This is a genomic window from Paraburkholderia sp. SOS3 (assembly GCF_001922345.1).
Lineage (GTDB): Bacteria > Pseudomonadota > Gammaproteobacteria > Burkholderiales > Burkholderiaceae > Paraburkholderia.
The window spans coordinates 2,753,022-2,771,887 of the sequence record NZ_CP018812.1; the positions used below are offsets into that span (position 1 = coordinate 2,753,022).

At 63.2% G+C, this 18,866-nt stretch carries 16 protein-coding genes; 6 read left to right on the forward strand and 10 right to left on the reverse strand.

The genetic code is table 11. The features are described 5' to 3' along the window. Positions 1 to 3: 3 nt before the first annotated feature. Positions 4 to 1,014 (reverse strand): deoxyribose-phosphate aldolase, encoded by a 1,011-nt coding sequence (gene deoC, locus BTO02_RS32270; protein WP_075161599.1) that lies wholly within the window; start codon positions 1,012 to 1,014, stop codon positions 4 to 6. A gap of 440 nt (positions 1,015 to 1,454) precedes the next feature. Here deoC and BTO02_RS32275 point away from each other — a divergent pair, with 440 nt between their 5' ends. After that, positions 1,455 to 2,351 (forward strand): fructose bisphosphate aldolase, encoded by an 897-nt coding sequence (locus BTO02_RS32275; RefSeq protein ID WP_075161600.1) that lies wholly within the window; start codon positions 1,455 to 1,457, stop codon positions 2,349 to 2,351. 42 nt (positions 2,352 to 2,393) lie between these two features. Here the strand turns inward: BTO02_RS32275 and BTO02_RS32280 are convergent, their stop codons facing one another. From BTO02_RS32280 to BTO02_RS32290, 3 genes are all read right to left on the reverse strand, one after another. Continuing rightward, on the reverse strand, positions 2,394 to 3,098 hold the full coding sequence (locus tag BTO02_RS32280) for a response regulator transcription factor (protein WP_075161021.1): 705 nt from the start codon (positions 3,096 to 3,098) through the stop codon (positions 2,394 to 2,396). 180 nt (positions 3,099 to 3,278) lie between these two features. Next, positions 3,279 to 3,701: a hypothetical protein gene (locus tag BTO02_RS35335; RefSeq protein WP_075161022.1), complete on the reverse strand. Its 423-nt coding sequence runs from the start codon at positions 3,699 to 3,701 to the stop codon at positions 3,279 to 3,281. Positions 3,702 to 3,736: 35 nt separating this feature from the next. Then, positions 3,737 to 4,105: a nuclear transport factor 2 family protein gene (locus BTO02_RS32290; RefSeq protein WP_075161023.1), complete on the reverse strand. Its 369-nt coding sequence runs from the start codon at positions 4,103 to 4,105 to the stop codon at positions 3,737 to 3,739. 328 nt (positions 4,106 to 4,433) lie between these two features. Here BTO02_RS32290 and BTO02_RS32295 point away from each other — a divergent pair, with 328 nt between their 5' ends. The 3 genes from BTO02_RS32295 to flhC all read left to right on the forward strand — a co-directional run bounded on the left by BTO02_RS32295 (position 4,434) and on the right by flhC (position 6,935). Further along, a complete protein-coding gene (locus BTO02_RS32295) occupies positions 4,434 to 5,303 on the forward strand; it encodes a helix-turn-helix domain-containing protein (protein ID WP_442953471.1) in 870 nt (289 codons plus the stop codon). A gap of 617 nt (positions 5,304 to 5,920) precedes the next feature. Beyond that, on the forward strand, positions 5,921 to 6,241 hold the full coding sequence (gene flhD, locus BTO02_RS32300; RefSeq protein WP_075161601.1) for a flagellar transcriptional regulator FlhD: 321 nt from the start codon (positions 5,921 to 5,923) through the stop codon (positions 6,239 to 6,241). A 13-nt stretch (positions 6,242 to 6,254) separates the two neighbouring features. Continuing rightward, the gene (gene flhC, locus BTO02_RS32305) at positions 6,255 to 6,935 is read left to right on the forward strand and encodes a flagellar transcriptional regulator FlhC (protein WP_232243607.1); all 681 of its coding nucleotides are present in this window, start codon (positions 6,255 to 6,257) and stop codon (positions 6,933 to 6,935) included. Between the two features lie 55 nt (positions 6,936 to 6,990). Here the strand turns inward: flhC and BTO02_RS32310 are convergent, their stop codons facing one another. Further along, on the reverse strand, positions 6,991 to 8,319 hold the full coding sequence (locus BTO02_RS32310; protein ID WP_075161025.1) for an Nramp family divalent metal transporter: 1,329 nt from the start codon (positions 8,317 to 8,319) through the stop codon (positions 6,991 to 6,993). Positions 8,320 to 8,389: 70 nt separating this feature from the next. Beyond that, positions 8,390 to 9,604, reverse strand: coding sequence for an acyl-CoA dehydrogenase family protein (locus BTO02_RS32315; RefSeq protein ID WP_075161026.1), 1,215 nt, complete (start codon positions 9,602 to 9,604; stop codon positions 8,390 to 8,392). Between the two features lie 247 nt (positions 9,605 to 9,851). Between BTO02_RS32315 and BTO02_RS32320 the strand changes: the two genes are divergently transcribed. Continuing rightward, on the forward strand, positions 9,852 to 10,367 hold the full coding sequence (locus BTO02_RS32320; protein WP_075161027.1) for a hypothetical protein: 516 nt from the start codon (positions 9,852 to 9,854) through the stop codon (positions 10,365 to 10,367). A gap of 102 nt (positions 10,368 to 10,469) precedes the next feature. On the opposite strand, the gene BTO02_RS32325 is transcribed toward BTO02_RS32320, so the two are convergent. The 4 genes from BTO02_RS32325 to BTO02_RS32340 form a co-directional block, all read right to left on the reverse strand. Further along, on the reverse strand, positions 10,470 to 11,999 hold the full coding sequence (locus tag BTO02_RS32325) for an efflux transporter outer membrane subunit (RefSeq protein WP_075161028.1): 1,530 nt from the start codon (positions 11,997 to 11,999) through the stop codon (positions 10,470 to 10,472). Between the two features lie 23 nt (positions 12,000 to 12,022). After that, positions 12,023 to 15,208 carry an efflux RND transporter permease subunit gene (locus BTO02_RS32330; RefSeq protein ID WP_075161029.1) on the reverse strand — a complete coding sequence of 1,062 codons (3,186 nt, stop codon included), beginning with the start codon at positions 15,206 to 15,208 and terminating at the stop codon, positions 12,023 to 12,025. Between the two features lie 55 nt (positions 15,209 to 15,263). Then, positions 15,264 to 16,493, reverse strand: a complete 1,230-nt coding sequence (locus BTO02_RS32335) for an efflux RND transporter periplasmic adaptor subunit (RefSeq protein WP_075161030.1) — start codon at positions 16,491 to 16,493, stop codon at positions 15,264 to 15,266. A 126-nt stretch (positions 16,494 to 16,619) separates the two neighbouring features. Then, positions 16,620 to 17,480, reverse strand: a complete 861-nt coding sequence (locus tag BTO02_RS32340; protein WP_075161602.1) for an alpha/beta hydrolase — start codon at positions 17,478 to 17,480, stop codon at positions 16,620 to 16,622. A 256-nt stretch (positions 17,481 to 17,736) separates the two neighbouring features. On the opposite strand from BTO02_RS32340, the gene BTO02_RS32345 reads away from it, so the two are divergent. Next, positions 17,737 to 18,741 carry a LysR family transcriptional regulator gene (locus tag BTO02_RS32345; protein WP_075161603.1) on the forward strand — a complete coding sequence of 335 codons (1,005 nt, stop codon included), beginning with the start codon at positions 17,737 to 17,739 and terminating at the stop codon, positions 18,739 to 18,741. Positions 18,742 to 18,866: the final 125 nt, after the last annotated feature.

Here is an 18,866-nt window from a genome sequence, read left to right on the forward strand (position 1 = left end):
ACGTTATGCAACGGGATGGCGGTTGAAGGACGAGTAACGGCCGCTAGCGTGATGCTCGAGCTGACGCTCGATATCGGCCAGCAGACTCGACGCGCCGATACGGAACAATTCGGGCTCGAGCCACGCGCGGCCCAGCTCTTCCTTCATCAGGATCTGGTAAAGCAACGCGGTTTTCGCATCGGATACGCCGCCGGCCGGCTTGAAGCCGATCAGCACGCCCGTGCGCGCGTGATACTCGCGAATCATGCGCACCATCACGAGCGACACGTCGAGCGTTGCGTTGACGCCTTCCTTGCCCGTCGACGTCTTGATGAAATCGGCGCCGGCCATCATGCACACCATCGATGCGCGGGCCACGTTCGACAGCGTGCGGATATCGCCGGTCGCGAGAATCGCCTTCAGATGCGCATGGCCGCACGCGGCGCGGAAGTCGCGCACCTCTTCATATAGTGCGCGCCAGTTGCCGGTCAGCACGTGCTCGCGCGTGACGACGATGTCGATTTCCTCGGCGCCATCGGCAACCGACGCTTCGATCTCCTTCAGTTTCAGCTCGTGCGGATTGAGACCGGCGGGGAAGCCGGTCGACACGGCCGCGACCGGAATACCGCTGCCGCGCAGCGCATCGACCGCCGTCGCGACGAAACGGTGGTACACGCACACGGCACCGGTCGTGATGCCATGCGGCGCGATGCCCAGTTCGGCGAGGATATCGGCGCGCACCGGCTGGCGCGCTTTCGCGCACAGGCGCCGCACGCGGCCTTCGGTATCGTCGCCGTTCAGCGTCGTCAGATCGATACAGGTGATCGCTTTCAGAAGCCAGGCGGCCTGTGCATCTTTCTTGACGGTGCGGCGCGTGCCGAGCGTCGCGGTGCGCCGCTCGACGGCCGACTGATTGACCCGCACGTCGTCGAACCACGAAGGGTCGAACGGCGCGCCCGGATTGCGCGTGGGATGAACGATGGCGCCGCGCGACAACGCGACCACGGAGGAAGACAAGGTAGAAGCTTCTGGCATGAGACGTTCGCGGTTTTGTGCGATGCACAGCAACGGCTGATGGGTTGTTCGCAATGAATCGTATGTCAATGAGAGAATCTTAACAAGTGGCGTTACGTTGATTTCACGCCACGATTCGTCGATAACGGGACGTGTGTGCGCTTGCGGCCCGTCGCAGAAGGCTTGCGCGCCGAAGCACACGCTTCTCGGGGTTTTCACCTAACTCGGTTACAGCGCGGCAAAGCGGACGGAATGCGCGGCACATACGTTGCTAAATGCCAAGGCTAAACGCAAGGGTGGCTCGCGTGAGCGCGGCGGCGTACGGCCCGCCAAGCGCGGCGTCGCGTCGATTTCACGAGATCGCGCGCTATTGCCAGTACACTTTGATATCGACGGATTCAACGGACCCGTACCGGGTGCGCTTTGCAGCGATTTTTGTTTTAGCTCACGGAGAAATGCTCATGGCAAACGACAAAATGCTTGCGCAGATGACAGACAAGCCGGGATTCATCGCCGCTCTCGATCAGAGCGGCGGCTCGACGCCCGGCGCATTGCGGCAATACGGGATTCCGGACGACGCTTACAGCGGCGACGCCGAGATGTTCAAGCTCATGCACGAGATGCGCGCACGCATCATTAGCGACCCGTCGTTCAGCGGCGACAAGGTGATCGGCGCGATCCTGTTCGAAATGACGATGGACGGTCAGGTGCAGGGCAAACCCGCGCCGTCGTTCCTGTGGGAAGACCGCGGCGTCGTGCCGTTCCTCAAGGTCGACAAGGGCCTGCTCGACGAAGCCGACGGCGTGCGTCTGATGAAACCGATTCCCGGCCTCGACGCGCTGCTCGAGCGCGCGGTGAAACTCGGCATCTTCGGCACCAAGATGCGTTCGCTGGTCAACCAGAATTCCGCCGCGGGCATTGCCGCGATCGTCAAACAACAATTCGAATTCGGCGCGCAGATCAGCAAGCACGGACTCGTGCCGATTCTCGAACCGGAAGTATCGATCAAGACGCCGGACAAGGCGGGCGCGGAAAAGGTACTGCTCGCCGAACTGCACAAGGGCCTCAATGCGCTGCCGGAAACGAGCCAGGTCATGCTGAAGCTCACGCTGCCGGAAGTGCCCGACTTCTATCGGCCGCTCGTCGATCATCCGCGCGTCGTGCGCGTCGTCGCACTATCGGGCGGCTATACGCTCGACGATGCGTGCGAGCGCCTCGCGTCGAACCACGGCGTAATCGCGAGCTTCTCGCGCGCGCTCATCAACGACCTGAAGAAATCGATGAGCGACAGCGAGTTCAACAAGACGCTCTCGAAGGCCATCGATCAGATTTACCAGGCGTCGGTCGTCAAGAACTGAGCCGCACGCATCGGTCGCGGCGCGCAACGAGGCGGGGCCGGCTCATATGCCGGCCTCGAGATCAGACCCGAAACCCGCCCCGCCTTTCTGGTACGGCGCTTCCTGCAAACCAAGCACGCCGCCCATCAGCACGAAATCCACGAGCGACTTCGACTGCATCTTTTTCATCGCCTGATTGCGATGGAATTTCGTCGTGTTTTCGCTGAGGTTCATTTCCTCGGCGATCTGCCGATTGCGCAAGCCGTTGACGACGCGCGCCATCACCTGCCGTTCGCGCGGCGTCAGCAACGCATAGCGGCGCCGCAATTCCGCAAAAGAACGGTCGGCTTCGCGGCGTTCCTCGTCACCGGCGATAGCGAGCGTCACTGCATCGAGCAGATCCTGGTCGCGAAACGGCTTGGCCAGGAAATCGGCGGCCCCGGCCTTCATCGCCTTGACCGACATCGCAATATCGCCGTGCGCGGTCATGAAGACAATCGGAATCCTCATTTGTTGTGCGGCGATCTGCTCCTGCACGACGAGTCCGCTTTGCCCGCGCAATCGCACGTCGAGAATCAGACAGGCGGGCACATCCAGCCTCTCGTAGGCGAAAAATTCCTGCGCGGTCGAAAAGACTTCGACGCGCATGCCAACCGACGTCAACAATGCGCGTACCGCTTCGCGCACCGAATCGTCGTCGTCGATCACATAGACCATTGCGCCTTCCGCGATCGTCGCGGCCGGCGCTGCGAGCTCACTTTTGATCATGCTTGCGCTTCATCACCCGAATGAGCGCAATTCAACAATCAATGCGCCCGCATTAATGCACTAACCACGCGCTTGAATGCGCGATAGAACGGTTAATCAAGTGCTTTAGCGGATCTTGTCACGTTTTTTAAATGAATGTCGCATCCGAATACCAGTCATTACTGTACGGAATGGGATCCGTTAATCGAGTGCCCTGGATGTATGAAGAATCGTGCATGGAGCGGACCGGGCTGCGCTGCTTCTGGTGTATGCAAGCGATGAGGAATCCGACGCAGTCGCGTAGTCCTGCGTGATGACTGCGGGAGCGGACGCGTCGGCAGATTGCTGCTCGTCGTGTGCGCCGCGTTGCGCGGCCGCACGCCGGGTAGCCGGCCGTTCGACGACGACCTGCCGGCAAAACCACCTGACCCATCCGACCATCGCAAGCAGCACGAGCCCTGCGCCGCCGAGCACCGGTTCGCGAAGCGCGACAATCGCAAGAAACGCGAACGCACGCGCGCCTGCGAATAGCGCAAAGCCCGCGATGGCGGCAGACAACGCATCGACAACGCCAAGCGCGCGCGCGAATTTTGCGGCGGATGGCGCGGCAGCGGGCTCGTGCATTTAACGTGCTCCTTATCACTAACGAGGGGTGGCAATCAAACCGCGGACGGCGCCTCATCGAGAAAACCGGTCACGGCCTGCAGTCGTCCGTTCGCATCGACCTGACCGAAATCGGAGCCTTTGATAATCGAAACCCCTTCAGGCGTCGACAATTCCCACGAAAATCTGAGGCGGTCCGCGAAACCGTCGACCGCGGTCGTACGGCGCAACCTGTGTTGCGGGAAGCGCTCATGCACAGCGCGAATCATCGCGTCGATGCCTTCGTGGCTCTGAGCGGACAGCAGCGGGTCGGCATACGTCGCGTCGCTTGCCCAGGTCGCGACGATCAGTTCCATGCGGCGCGACGCGTCGGTTTCATTCCACGTGTCGAAATAGCGGTCGATCAAAGCGGTATGCGCACTCATTGCAAACTCCTTCAGAGAGGTTGATCGGTTGATCCAGAGCCTGGCTTGCGAAGTCAAACATTCGCTGCAAGCTCTGACTGAAGGTTCTGCGATACGCAGCCGCAAGTCGATTACGTGCGAGGTAATAGGTTCGCAACGCATCTTTCCGAACCCCACGCACTACGTAAGAACAGCAGATCGAAGCAGATCAAAACGGCCTACGAAAGACAAAACACGCGCGGCCCCCGGTGTATTCCGTGGAAAGCTCGCGGCGGCAGCGGCTTCGCCTTCGCATTCCGTTACCCTGGAGGTAATGGATTTCGTGCGTGCATTGGCTATCATCGCCGCCATGGACACGCACATCCTTTCCCCGAGCGAGCGCGCGACACCGCCGACAAGCAGGACAGTCGGCGAGCTGTTGCGCGAATGGCGCCAGCGGCGCCGCATGAGCCAGCTGCTGCTGGCGTCGGAGGCGGACGTCTCGACGCGTCACTTGAGCTTTGTCGAATCGGGGCGGGCCACGCCGAGCCGCGAAATGATCATGCATCTCGCCGAACGGCTCGACGTGCCGCTGCGCGCGCGCAATGCGCTGCTCGTCGCGGCCGGCTATGCGCCGCTCTTTCGCGAGCGGCCGCTATCCGATCCGCAACTGGGCGCTGCACGCGAAGCGGTCGAGCGGGTATTGAAGGGACACGAGCCCTATCCGGCCGTCGCTGTCGACCGGCACTGGACCATCGTCGCCGCAAACCGCGCGCTGGGGCCGCTCGTCGCGGCCGCTTCGCCCGCGCTGCTCGCGCCTCCGGTCAACGCGTTGCGCCTCTCGCTCCATCCGGACGGCATCGCGTCTTCGATCGTCAACTGGCACGCGTGGCGCGCGCACCTGCTCGCACGGCTGCAGCGCCAGGTCGAAGTGAGCGGCGACGCGACGCTCGCCGCCTTGCACGAAGAACTGGCCGGCTATGCGATCCCGTCCGGCGCAAGGGATGCACGGCCCGAAGAGGCTGCGCCGCTCGACCCGATCGCGGTGCCGTTGCGACTCGACACGCCGCACGGCGTGCTGTCGCTTTTTAGCACGACGACCGTGTTCGGCACGCCAGTCGACGTCACCTTGTCGGAACTCGCCATCGAAGCGTTCTTCCCGGCCGACCAGCAGACGGCCGACACGTTGCGCGCGCTGGCCGCCGCTCAGGCAGCCGGCACGGACAACGAGGCCGCTTGAGAGCCCGCGGATAGCCGCACGCCCCCACGGAAAGGCGGAATTTTTACTAGCGTTCAGAGAAAATCCGCCCCTCGCCGAGGCACCGCCGCTGTGGAGCGCGGTTCAAGTTACAAATGACACGAATACCGGGATCGATTGTTACATCCAATTCGCATATACGTTACACATTCTCATTTCGCATCCACGACGCGAATACCGCAGTTTTTACCGCGAACATCAATCCCTTGCTTTTCCCTTTCTCAAAAGAATTCGCCGCCCCAGCGGTCCCGAACACCTGCCGCGCGGTTTCGGCACTTTTTCCCAGACCCTTGCCTGGTAAGGCTTTCGGCGTGTTTGGCCATGATGGTTGCTCATTCATCCATGAGTATTACGCCTTTGTGAAAAACTTACCGGAACTGCGTCGAGTTTTCGCGACATATTTTTGAGAAAAGGATTGCTTTCTGCAAAACGTGTTCATACAATTCGGTCCGTGCTGTTACTAAATGTAACGACCTGTATCAAAGAGTCGCCAGTTGTTTCAGAGCGACCTCGAGCACCGGAGCAAACGTTTCCGGCGACTCAAAGACCATAACGGCATGGCAATGCCGACGAACAATCGGGGCTTCGGGAACGAAAAAATGGACCGTAGCAGCGAGACGCTGGAATCTATCCGCGAAATTAACCTGTCGTACATCATGCTCGCGCAACGCATGTTGCGCGAGGACAAGCCAGTCGGGATGTTCCGGCTGGGTCTGTCGTCGGAATTGGCCGATTTGCTGGCCGGTCTGTCGCTCGCGCAGATCGTCAAGCTGGCCTCTTCCGACCAGCTTTTATGCTTTTTCCGCTTCAACGATCACACGATGCTGTCGGCGTTGACGCAAACGTCGAAGCACGCGGAAGTCGCTTCGACGCATACGGCGATTCTGCTTGCCGGCCAGCCCGCAGAGCAGTTTGCCTGAACGAGAGGCCACCATGCTCAAGCGAAGCTTGACCGAAGACGCACAAGAAGTGTTTCGCGCCATCGCGCTGATCGAACTCGGCGCGCGCATGCAGGTGCTGGAAAGCGAACTGACGCTTTCCCGCGATCGCATGATCCGTCTGTACCGCGAAGTGAAAGGTGCATCGCCGCCAAAAGGCATGTTGCCGTTCTCAGCCGACTGGTACATGACCTGGCTCGCGAATATCCACGCGTCGCTGTTCTATAACACGTACCTGTTTCTGAAGAACGAGGCGCGCTGCTCGCACCTCGACGCGCTGACGAAGGGTTACCGCCTCTATCTCGAGCATTGCAAGCACGCGAATTCGGAGCCGGTGCTCGATCTGACGCGCGCATGGACGCTCGTGCGCTTTTTCGACGCGGACATCCTGCAACTCACGCGCTGCTGCCGCTGCACGGGCAAGTTCGTCGCGCACAAGCACGACCTGCAGAACAACGTGGTATGCGGCGCATGCCAGCCGCCGTCGCGCGCGGGCAAGACGAAGAAAGCCGCTGCCGCAAGACTCGAAACGCAAGCGCAGGTTGAATCGCTGCCGCGCGTGGTGCCTCAGGTCGCCGAGCCCGTCTTCGAAGTCGGGCAGGTTGCCGAAGTCTGCGGCGCCGCCGCAGCCGGTATCGAAGAATTCGAATCCGCTACGGCACTCGCCGCGGCCTGATCCGCCCGCCCGCCTTGCTGCCGTGACCGGTGCGCCATTGTTGGCGCGCCGGTTTTCAGCCCAGCCATCCCACCGTCTGCACGACGAGCCACGCATTCGCGGCACTGATCACCGCGAAGAGCGCCCACGCGAGCATGCGCGTCGGCAGCCGGTTCGCGAACTCGCCCATCAGCGCGCGGTCGTCCGTCATGCGGATCAGCGGATACAGCGCAAATGGCAATTGCAGGCTCAGCACGACCTGGCTTGCGACGAGCAGTTGGCCGACCGCGCCGTTACCGAGCAGCTGGATGCCGATCAGTGCGGGAATCAACGCGAGCGTGCGCGTGATCAGCCGGCGCTGCCAGCACGGGATATTGAGGTCGAGAAAGCCTTCCATGATGACCTGGCCCGCAACCGTACCTGTGAATGTCGAGCTTTGGCCGGACGCGAATAGCGTCACTGCGAACAGAATAGCTGCGAGACTCGTCCCGACGATCGGCGCGAGCAGCTTGTAGGCGTCTTCGATTTCGGTTACCTGATTGTGGCCGGTCGAATGAAACGCCGCGGCGGCGAGAATCAGGATCGCCGCGTTGATCAGCAGCGCGAGCAGCAGCGAGATGATCGTATCGATGCGCGACATGGCGATCGCCGAGCCGATGCCCTTCGAATTGCGCTTCACCGCACGCGTCTGCACGACCGACGAATGCAGATACAGGTTGTGCGGCATGACCGTTGCACCGAGGATGCCGATTGCGAGGTAGAGCGGTTCGCGGCTGTCGAGCGCCTGCCACGACGGCACGATGCCATGCGCGACGGCCGACCAGTCCGGCTTCACGAGCGCGAGTTCGATCACATAGCCGACGCCTATCGTCGCGATCAGTCCCAGCATGATCGCCTCGAGATCGCGGAAATTCTTGCCCTGCAAACCGAGCACGATCAGCGTATCGAGCGCGGTGAGCAGCACGCCGCCCGTCAATGAAATCTTGAACAGCAGATGAAATGCAAGCGCGCCGCCTAGCACTTCGGCGAGGTCGCACGCGATGATCGAGATTTCGGCGAGCAGCCACTGGATGCGCACGACGCCCGGCGAATAACGGGCGCGCGACAGTTGGGCGAGGTCCTTGCCTGTCGCGATGCCCAGGCGCATGCTCAGGCACTGCAGCACCATCGCCGCGAGGCTCGACAGTACGACGACGAAGAGCAGGTCATACCCGTAGCGCGAACCGGCCTCGATATCGGTCGCCCAGTTGCCGGGGTCCATATAGCCGATCGACACGAGCAGGCCGGGGCCCGCGAACTGCAAAATGCGCTTCCAGAACGGTGCGTTTGGATTGACCGCGACGGAACCCTGTACTTCCGCCGGGCAAAACGGCGCTGTCGCCGTAGTCGGTAGTTTGAACTGCAAGCCGGTGACCCTCGAGTTGATTGAAGCCGAGCTGCACCACGAGGCCGTGTGCCGTGCGCCGCCGACTCCCTCAAGTGTACAAAGAAACGTCCGGCAATGTCCCATCGAGCGCGTAGCGTCCGATATCGCGGACGCGGTAGTCGAGCGGGTCGTGCAGCGTGTGCACGCGCGCATTGCGCCAAAAACGGTCGAGCGCGAGCGGAGCACCGGACGCGCGTGCGCCGCACGCGTCGAACAGCGCCTCGCTCACATCGAGTGCGGCGCGATGCGCGAACACCTTCGCTTCCGAGGTGGCCAGCGCGACATGCGCACGCTGCTGCGCATCGAGCGCGAGGCCCCTGTTCCAGGCGTCGTCGAGCGCGCGGGCCGCGCGCTCGGCCATCGCCTCGGCGCCGATCGTCTTCAGGCGCATTTCGCCAAAGCGTTGCAATTGATACGGATCGTCGGCGGCACGCGCGACACCCGAGGTGATCCAGGGACGCGTGTACTGCGTGAAATAGCGGCGCGCTTCGTCGAGCGCCCCTTGGGCGATGCCGACGAACAGATTGGTCAGCACCAGTTGCGAAACCAGTGTGCGCAGCGTTGCGCGCGGCACGTCCGAACGTTGCATCACTTCATGGGGTTCGAGCCGGACATGGTCGAACGAGACCGTGCCGCTGTCGGTTTGCCGCTGGCCGATCGGGTCCCAGTCGTCGTGGACCGTGATGCCCTCGCGCGTGGTCGGCACGACACCGTATACCGATTTGCCGGCCGCGGCGTCGTGAGCGGAGACGGTCATCATCTGCGAGCCGCGCGTGCCGGAGCAGAAACCCTTCGCGCCGTTCAGGCGATAGCCGCCGCCGGCCGTTGCGGTCGCAACGAGTCGCGTATCGAGCGGGTTCACTGCATTGCCCCACCACCAGCGCTCCCGGACCGTGTCGCCAAGGTAACGCGCGCGCTGCTCGTCGTTGCCCCAGACGTCGACGCTGACGATCTGCAGACACTGAAACCCGAGCAGATGTGCAAGCGCGCTGTCGACGGTCGCGATCGCGCGAATTGTCTGGTAGACGTCAAACCAGTTCGCGCCCCCGCCACCGCCGAATTTGCCGCCGAATTCGTGCGGCACGGCAAGCGTCAGCAGACCGGCATCGGCGATCCATTGCTTTTCGCGCGCCGCATGACCGCCGGCGCGGTCGCGTTCGGCAGCCGTTTCATGCAATGCGGCAAGCAGGGAGGTCAGGTCTTGCGCCGGCGCGTGAGCGCGCGGTTGCGCTTCGCGTTCGGCCGGCTGGCGCGCGTCGTTCATGCGTTCTCCGTCGACAATCGTGCCGGGGTCGACACAGGTGCCGACAAGTCTACGGGATCGCATCGGAACGCGCATACACCGTGGCGCGACGGCCGCTGCCGTATCCGTACACCGCCTCGCAACGATCGGCGACCGGTAGCATCGGATTGCATGCAGCCCATCGACCGGCCTCGAACGCGCCCAACCGCCCCGGGTGGTTCCGGAGCCGAATCGCCCAACCGCAGTCCCTAGCGAAAGGAAATGCGACATGATCCGATTTCAGTTCTTTGGCCGCGCGTGGTCCGAGCCTTCGATACCTCATGAAACAGCGGGCCCATATTCGACGCCGTCGGTCCTGTCGCGGGCCGGATCCGCACCGAGCGTCCTGCAGAATTCGACGCCGCGGCACGCGGGCGCCGAATCGCCGCGGCTCTCTCACGAAGACCTCTTCGCGCAGCGCCAGGGCAGCCGTGCCGACGCACCGGGCGCCGGGCATGCGGGTACCGAAAACCGCAGTGACAGTCCCGCGCCTCATGCACCGGTCGAATACGGACACCCGGGCGAACGGCATGCGTGGCTGACGCAGCAAATAGCGAACTGGCAGGCTGATATCGACCGAGCCTCGTCGCCTGACTTCGGGCGGCAGAATCCGCACCTCGATCCATCGTTCGTGCAGGAGTGGCGCCGATCCCAGATCCGTCAGGCCAGTCGGACTCTCGAGGATCTCGCGCACGCGCCGGGTGCCACCGGAAATTCGTCGCAGCCGTATGCACCTGACCGGTGAACAGAACACCGCGGCCCGCGCGCACATCGCATGTCAAGCGTGCCGTGGCAGAAAAAGGCCATCGGCGTTATCCGTGGAGCCCAGTGGACAACGCCGATCGTGCTACTGCTTCGCGAGCTGCTGCCCGTCGTTGCGCGAGCCGACGGTCGTGCCGTCCTGCGCTTTCATGTCGCCCCATCCGCCGCCGAGCGCGCGAATCAGGTTGACCGTCGCGACCGCCTGGACACCGGTGAGCTGGCTCGCCTGCAACTGCGTCTGCAGCACCTGACGCTCCGCGTCGATCACGTCGAGGTAGGCGATCTGCCCTTCCTTATACTGCGTGGCCGACAGATGCGCCGAACGCTGCGACGCACTGACCGCGTCGTTCTCCTGCTCGATCTGATCGTCGAGCAGACGCAGGTCGGACAGGTTGTCTTCGACTTCGCGGAACGCCTGCAGCACCTGCTGACGATACTGCGCGACGTCTTCGTCGTATTTCGCCCGCGCCTGATCGACACCGGCGCGGCGCCGGCCGCCGTCGAACAGCGGCAGCGTCAGCGCGGTACCGGCGAACGGCCCGAGAATGAACGCGCGGCTCGACCAGTGGAACAGGTCGGCCAGCGTGCCTGCCTCGAACCCTCCGGCCGCCGTGATGTCGAGCCTCGGGAAATACGCGGACTTCGCAAGGCCGACGCGTGCATTCGCCGCGGCCATCGCACGCTCCGCCGCCGCGATGTCCGGACGGCGCTCGAGCAATGCGGACGGCAAGCCCGCCGGCACGCGCGCCGTGACCGGCACGAGCGGCGACGCGGCGAACGAGAAGTCGGCCGGCGCCTTGCCAAGCAGAATCGCAAGGCTGTGCTCGGACGCCGCGCGCTGCCGCGCCACGCCAACCGCATCGGCACGCGCGGTAGCAAGCTCGTTTTTCGCACGCGCGAGGTCGAGTTCGCTGATCTCGCCTTCGTCGAAGCGCTGCTGCACGAGCTTCAGGGAATCCTCGCGCAACTTCACCGTCTGCCGGAACAGGTCGACCTGCGTATCGAACTCGCGCAGCTGGAAGTAGTTCTGCGCGACGTCGGCCTGCAACGCGAGCTGCACCGAACGGAACAGCGCTTCGCTCTGCTGCGCGTCGGCCTGCGTTGCATGGACGTTCGAACTGATGCGGCCGAACAGATCCACTTCGTACGAAGCGGTCGCCTGGGCGCGCCACAGCGTCTGCGTCGGCACGTTCGCATTCGGCGGCAGGAACTGCGACGCCGGCGACAGACGCTGACGCGTCGGGCCGAAGCCCGCATCGATGGTCGGGAACCAGTCGGAACGCGCGTTCTGCACGAGCGCGCGCGATTGCTGCACGCGCGCGGCCGCGGCCTTCAGGTCCTGGTTTGCCGCGGCTGCCTGCTGCTCGAGGTCGTCGAGCACCGGGTCGCCGAAGATCGTCCACCATTCGCCGCGGTGCGCGGCGTCGGCCGGTTCCGCGGTTTTCCACGTACCCATGTCCTTCGCGTCGGTTGCCGGCGCTTCCTTGAACGCGGCCGGCGTCGGCGCGTCGGGCCGCTTATAGGTCGGCTCGACCGAGCACGCCGCCAGCAATACCAGCAGCAACGCGCTCGCTGCCGCGCGGCCGAAGCCGCGCATCGTTTGGTCTTTTTTCATGTTTCCGTCCTCAGTGCGCACCTTTACGCATCGGTTGTTTGCGCAACCCTATGCGGCGCATCTTTCTGTGCAACGTGAATCTTGCCGCCCGCCATCAGGCGCAGCACGACGTAGAACACCGGCGTCAGCATCAGGCCGAACAGCGTCACGCCGAGCATCCCGAAGAACACGGCGATACCCATCGCATGCCGCATCTCCGAACCCGCACCCGACGACAGAACGAGCGGCACGACACCCATGATGAACGCGATCGACGTCATCAGAATCGGGCGCAGACGCAGACGGCTTGCTTCGATGGCCGCGGCGATCGGCGAGCGCCCGTCGTGTTCGAGTTCGCGTGCGAACTCGACGATCAGGATCGCGTTCTTCGACGCTAGACCCACGAGCACCATCAGGCCGATCTGCGTGAAGATATTGTTGTCGCCGTCGGTGAGCCACACGCCCGTCAATGCGGACAACATGCTCATCGGCACGATCAGGATCACCGCGAGCGGCAGCGTCAGGCTCTCGTACAGCGCGGCCAGCACGAGGAACACGAGCAGCACGCTGATCGGGAACACCCAGAGACCCGCATTGCCCGCGAGAATCTGCTGATACGTGAGGTCGGTCCATTCGAGCTTCACGCCGCGCGGCAACACCTCGGCCGCAACGCGTTCGGCCGCCGCCTGCGCCTCGCCCGACGAATAGCCGGGCGCCGGCCCGCCGTTGATATCCGCTGCCGTGTAACCGTTGTAGCGGACCACCATCTCCGGACCGAAGGTCGGCGTCACCTTCACGAGCGACGACAGCGGCACCATGTCGCCGTTCGCATTGCGTGTTTTCAGCTGGCCGATGTCTTCCGCCGTCGCGCGGAACGGCGCGTCGGCCTGTACACGTACCTGATAAACGCGGCCGAAACGGTTGAAGTCGTTTACATACAGCGAACCCAGATAAATCTGCATGGTGTTGAACACGTCCGTCACCGCCACACCGAGCTGCTTCGCTTTCACGCGGTCCAGATCGACGTTCAGCTGAGGCACGTTGATCTGGTAGCTCGAGAACGTCGGGCCGAGTTCCGGCGTCTGCCGGGCTTTCTTGACGAAGGCCTCGGCCGCATCGTTCAGTGCCGCGTAGCCGACCGAACCGTGATCTTCGAGCTGCATCTTGAAGCCGCCGAGCGTGCCGAGACCGAGCACCGGCGGCGGCGGAAACACCGCGACGAACGAGCCTTTGATGCTGCTGTATTGCGCGTTCAGCGCACCGGCGATCGCACCGGCGGACAGCGCCCTGCCCTTGCGTTCATCGAACGGCTTGAGCGTAACGAATACGATGCCCGCGCTCGAGCTGTTCGTAAAACCGTTCACCGAGAGACCCGGGAACGCCACGGCGCTCTCGACGCCCGGCTGCTTCAGCGCGATCGCGCTCATATCGCGGATCACGTTTTCGGTGCGGTCGAGCGACGCGCCGTTCGGCAGCTGCGCGAACGCAATCAGATACTCCTTGTCCTGCGCAGGCACGAAACCGCCCGGCACCGCGCGATAGACAACAGCCGTCAAAGCAAGCAGCACCGCGTACACGACAAGCATCATGCCCTTGTGCCGCAGCACGCCCGTCACGCCCTTGCCGTATGCTTCCGAGCCGCGATGGAACACCTTGTTGAAGCGCCGGAAGAAGCCGCCAAGCACGCGATTCATGCCACGCGTAAGCCAGTCTTCCTTCTCGCCGTGGCCGCGCAGCAGCATGGCCGACAGCGCCGGCGACAGCGTCAGCGAGTTGAACGCCGAAATCACGGTCGAGATCGCGATGGTCATCGCGAACTGCTTGTAGAACTGGCCGGTCAGGCCCGTCATGAATGCGAGTGGCACGAACACGGCAACGAGCGTGAGCGCGATGGCGATAATCGGCCCGCTCACCTCCTGCATTGCCTTATAGGTCGCCTCGCGCGCAGTCAGCCCCCTTTCGATGTTGCGCTCGACGTTCTCCACCACCACGATCGCATCGTCGACGACGATACCGATCGCGAGCACCATCCCGAACAGCGACAGCGCATTGATCGAGAAGCCGAATGCGAGCAGCAGCGAGAACGTACCGACGATCGACACCGGCACGGCGATCAACGGAATGATCGACGCGCGCCACGTCTGCAGGAACACGATCACGACGATCACGACGAGCGCGATCGCTTCGAGCAGCGTATGAATCACTGCTTCGATACTCGAGCGCACGAACTGCGTCGGGTCGTAGACGATCTTGTACTGCACGCCCGTCGGCATATCGGCGGCGAGTTCCTTCATCGTCTTGCGCACTTCATCGGAAATCTGCAGCGAGTTCGCACCCGGCGACTGATTAATGGCGAGCGCCACGGCCGGCTTGTTGTCGAGCAACGAACGCAGGCCATATTCGGATGCGGCGAGTTCGATGCGCCCGATATCGTGCAGGTACGTGACCGCGCCGTCGGGCGCCGTCTTCACGACGATATCGCCGAATTCCTCCTCGGTTTTCAGGCGTCCGCGCGCATTCACGAGCAGTTGCAATTGCGTGCCCGGCATCGAGGGCGACGCGCCGATCACGCCGGCCGCGACCTGGATGTTCTGCTCGCGAATCGCGTTGACCACTTCGGTCGCCGTCAGATTGCGCTCGGCCACCTTGGTCGGATCGAGCCACACGCGCATCGCGTAGTCGCCCGCGCCCCACAGCTGCACTTCGCCGACGCCGCGAATCCGTTGCAGCCGGTCGCGCACGTTGAGCAACGCGTAGTTGCGCAGATACGTCATGTCGTAGCGGTCGTTCGGCGAGATCAGGTGCACGACCATCGTCAGCGTCGGCGAGCTTTTGATCGTCGTCACGCCAAGGCGCTGCACGTCTTCCGGCAGACGCGGCAACGCCTGGTTCACGCGGTTCTGCACGAGCTGCGTCGCGAGATCGGGGTTCGTGCCGAGCGCGAACGTCACGGTGAGCGTGAGATTGCCGTCGCTATTCGCCTGCGACTGCATGTACAGCATGTTCTCGACGCCGTTGATCTGCTCCTCGAGCGGCGAAGCCACCGCTTCGGCGATCACCTTCGGGTTCGCGCCCGGGTACTGCGCCTTCACGACCACCGACGGCGGCACGACTTCCGGGTACTCCGAGATCGGCAACTGAAACAGCGCGATGACGCCGGCCAGCAGAATCAGGACCGATAGCACGCCCGCGAAAATGGGCCGATCGATAAAAAACTTGGATATGTTCATATGAGGCTCTGTACGTTGAGGCACGCGCGCATCGATGCGATGCGCGGCGCGAGCATCACGAATTCTTCTGTGCGTTCGTGCGTGCGGGCTTGCCTTCTGCAACCGACGAATCGTTCTTCGGCTCGCCGTCGCCGCCTGTCATCGGCACCATGTGCGCCTTGATCTGCTCGCCGGGGCGCACGCGCTGCGTGCCGTTCACGACGATCCGCTCGCCGTTCAGCAAACCGCCGGTAATCACGCGCAAGTTGCCTTGCAGGTGGCCGATCTGCACTTCGCGATAGGCAACCTTGTTGCTCTTGTCGACGACGAGCACGAACTTCTTGTCCTGGTCGGTGCCGATCGCAGCATCGTCGATCAGCAACGCCGCGTGCGGCGCGCTGCCGCTCACCTTCACGCGTGCATAGAGGCCCGGGACGAGCGTGCCATCCGCGTTATCGAAGCGTGCGCGCACGCGGATCGTGCCCGACGACGTATCGAGCCGGTTATCGACCGAATCGATAACGCCCGAACGCGAGTAGCCCGTTTCGTTCGCGAGACCGAGTTCGACCGGCACCTTGCCGCTGTTCTTCACCCGGCTGATGTACTGCAGATACGTCTGCTCGTCCGCATCGAAAGAAGCGTAGATGGGCGAGACGGACACGAGCGTGGTCAGCACCGGCGCCCCCGCACCCGCGCTCACCACGTTGCCGAGCGTGATTTCGGCGCGCGACACGCGGCCCGATACGGGCGCCGTGACTTTCGTATAGCCGAGGTTGATCTGCGCGGCTTCGAGCGCGGCTTGCGCGCCCTTCACGTTGGCGTCGGCCGAACGCGCGGCGTTCTGCTTCTCGTCGTAGTCGCGCTTTGCGATCGCGTTGTCGCCGATCAGGCGCTGCGCGCGTTCCCAATCCGTCTGCGCATACTGGCGCTGCGCCTGCGCGGCGGCCAGTTGCGCGGCCGCGCGATCGACTTCGGCCTGATACGGACGCGGATCGATCACGAACAGCGTGTCGCCCTTCTTCACGAGCGCGCCGTCCTTGAAGTTCACGGCGACGATCGTGCCCGGCACCTGTGGACGGATCTCGACCTTGTCGATCGCCTCGAGACGCCCCGAATACGATTGCCAGTCGGTGATCGTCTTCTGCACGACTGCAGCGACGTCGACTTCGGTCAGCGGCGCGGCCTGCGCCGGCGACTCGGAGCGCGCATCGACGCGCATCGCGCCGAGCGTGCCGATCCCGGCAATCACGATAACGGCCACGGCGGCAATGGCCAGCCGGGTGCGGGAAAGAGGAAGCAATGACATGACGGACTCCGTTTAAATGGCTTTGAAGTTGGTTTGTTTGTTTATCGGAGGGCGCGCAAACAGACACGCGCGACCGGCGCACTGCGGCGGTGCGCCGGCTTGTTTCAGATGCCGCTCACACGCAGGTCACGCGCTGCCGCGCGTATTGCGAGCAGCAAAACGACAGCGGAAAAAGCTCACTGCTTCCTGCAGCGCGGCCGGATGATCGACGAGCGCCGCGTGCGACAGATTCGGAAAGCGAATCACCTGCGTCAGCACGCCGGCGGCAATCAGATTGCCCGCGTACTTCTCCGCTTCGAGATGCAATACGTCGTTGCCGGCGGTCGCGATCAGCGTGTCGGGCAGATTCGCGAGCCGCACCGCTTCGAGCGGCGCCGCATACGGATGCATGCGCTGCGCCGCTTTCGGCAGATACGCGCGGTAGCACGCCGCGCATTCGCTTGCGGTGATGTCCGAACCGAGACGCGCCTCGTCGCCCAGACGCGTGAGGCTCGGATCCAGCATCGGTCCGAACAGCGCCTGCGCTTCGATACGCACGTCGCCGCGATCGCGTGTCATGAACGCGAGACAGTTGGCGAGCTGGCCGCCTGCGTCGTACCCCGCGACGCCGATCCGTTTCGTGTCTGCACCAAAAGCGCGCGCGCGCGTCTTGACCCACAGCGCCGCGCGGTGCGCGTCCTCCGGTGCGGCCGGAAACGGGAACTGCGGCGCCAGCGAATAACCGACCGATACGACGAGCGCCGGCAGTTTCTCGGCGAAAAAGCGCGACGCGAAATCCGCATCGTCGATCGATCCGCGCACGAAGCCGCCGCCATGGAAATACAGCAGGATCGGCAAGCTGGCTTTGCCCGTTTGCCGGTAAAGCCGCAGCGTGATGTCCTGTGCGTACCCCTCGATGCGCACGTCGCTGACATCGAGCGAGGTGTGACCGCCTGCCAGGCCGCTACCCGGAGGAATCAGCGAGTGACGCGAGTTAAATGCATCCATATCGAACGGCGACAATGCGCGAAATTAAGCGAACGGAGCGAATTGTGCGTTCTGCAAACTTCCAAATAAATGCCTATAATCCGGCAACACAATTCGGTGCGCCTGAACAATAGGTCTGTGTTGTTCAACGTGAGGCATGCGAGCGTGGCAACTGCGCGGCACCTGCGCGACATCTTTCCAGCAGGTAGCATTCGCCTCGCGGCTTCGTCTGCTCCCGCCGCGCGCACCGCTTGCACTCAATCTTCCGGAGGTTGCAATGGACCGGCTCCAGGCCATGCAAGTGTTCACCCGGGTCGTCGATACGAACAGCTTCACGCGAGCGGCGGAAACGCTCGACCTGCCGCGCGCGTCGGTGACGACCATCATCCAGAACCTCGAAGCGTTTCTCGGCACGCGTCTGTTGCATCGGACCACGCGCCGCCTGTCGCTAACTCCCGATGGCGCCGCGTACTACGAACGGTGCGTGCGCATCCTCGCCGATGTCGAGGAAACCGAAGCGAGTTTCCAGACCGGCAACAAGAAGCCGCACGGCAAGCTGCGCATCGATATGCCGGGTTCGCTCGGCAGGCTGCTCGTCATACCGAAGCTCTGCGAATTCCACAAGCTCTATCCGGATATCGACTTGCAGCTCGGCTTGACTGACCGGCCGGTCGACCTTTTGCAGGAAGGCGTCGATTGCGTGGTGCGGGTCGGCGCGCTGCAGGATTCCTCACTGGTCGCGCGGCGCATCGGTCTGTTCGAAGGCGTCTCGTGCGCGGCGCCGTCGTATCTCGAGCGCGCGGGGACGCCGCGCACGCTCGAAGACCTCGAGCAGCACAAGGCCGTCAATTATTTTTCGAGCCGCACGGGCCGCACATTCGATTGGGAGTTTCTCGTCGGCGGCAAGGAAGTCCCTGTGAAGATGAAGGGCATTGTGTCGGTCAACGATGCGGATGCCTACGTAACCTGCGGGCTCGAAGGCTTCGGGCTGATCCAGCCGCCGCTTTTCATGGTGCTGCCGCATCTGCGCTCGGGTCAGCTCGTCGAAGTGCTGCCCGATTTCAAGCCGCTGCCGATGCCGATCTCGGTCGTCTATCCGCACAGCAAGCATCTGTCGTCGAAAGTGCGCGTATTCGTCGACTGGGTGGCCGAGCTGTTCGACAGCTGTCCGCTCCTGAGCGGACGCGGCAGCCTCGACAAGCCGTGTACCGCACGAACGATCGAACAGCGCGAAGAGGAGCCGATACTCGACACGCCTGTTGTTACGGAATGGGTGGCATAGGGTTCATGCAAAACCCGGCAATACCCGCTTAACGCCCATGTCATTCTGTTCTGATTAAAGCGCGGCACTTGCCGCGCTTTTTTGATTGTTCCGCATTCGCGACAATTCATTTCGCAAAAGGCGGA

Bases quoted from the DNA above. Each gene is read 5' to 3' on its own strand.
- deoC (WP_075161599.1), bottom strand. From the start codon at position 1,014: ATGCCAGAAGCTTCTACCTTGTCTTCCTCCGTGGTCGCGTTGTCGCGC.
- BTO02_RS32275 (WP_075161600.1), top strand. From the start codon at position 1,455: ATGGCAAACGACAAAATGCTTGCGCAGATGACAGACAAGCCGGGATTC.
- BTO02_RS32280 (WP_075161021.1), bottom strand. From the start codon at position 3,098: ATGATCAAAAGTGAGCTCGCAGCGCCGGCCGCGACGATCGCGGAAGGC.
- BTO02_RS35335 (WP_075161022.1), bottom strand. From the start codon at position 3,701: ATGCACGAGCCCGCTGCCGCGCCATCCGCCGCAAAATTCGCGCGCGCG.
- BTO02_RS32290 (WP_075161023.1), bottom strand. From the start codon at position 4,105: ATGAGTGCGCATACCGCTTTGATCGACCGCTATTTCGACACGTGGAAT.
- BTO02_RS32295 (WP_442953471.1), top strand. From the start codon at position 4,434: ATGGACACGCACATCCTTTCCCCGAGCGAGCGCGCGACACCGCCGACA.
- flhD (WP_075161601.1), top strand. From the start codon at position 5,921: ATGGACCGTAGCAGCGAGACGCTGGAATCTATCCGCGAAATTAACCTG.
- flhC (WP_232243607.1), top strand. From the start codon at position 6,255: ATGCTCAAGCGAAGCTTGACCGAAGACGCACAAGAAGTGTTTCGCGCC.
- BTO02_RS32315 (WP_075161026.1), bottom strand. From the start codon at position 9,604: ATGAACGACGCGCGCCAGCCGGCCGAACGCGAAGCGCAACCGCGCGCT.
- BTO02_RS32320 (WP_075161027.1), top strand. From the start codon at position 9,852: ATGATCCGATTTCAGTTCTTTGGCCGCGCGTGGTCCGAGCCTTCGATA.
- BTO02_RS32325 (WP_075161028.1), bottom strand. From the start codon at position 11,999: ATGAAAAAAGACCAAACGATGCGCGGCTTCGGCCGCGCGGCAGCGAGC.
- BTO02_RS32330 (WP_075161029.1), bottom strand. From the start codon at position 15,208: ATGAACATATCCAAGTTTTTTATCGATCGGCCCATTTTCGCGGGCGTG.
- BTO02_RS32335 (WP_075161030.1), bottom strand. From the start codon at position 16,493: ATGTCATTGCTTCCTCTTTCCCGCACCCGGCTGGCCATTGCCGCCGTG.
- BTO02_RS32340 (WP_075161602.1), bottom strand. From the start codon at position 17,480: ATGGATGCATTTAACTCGCGTCACTCGCTGATTCCTCCGGGTAGCGGC.
- BTO02_RS32345 (WP_075161603.1), top strand. From the start codon at position 17,737: ATGGACCGGCTCCAGGCCATGCAAGTGTTCACCCGGGTCGTCGATACG.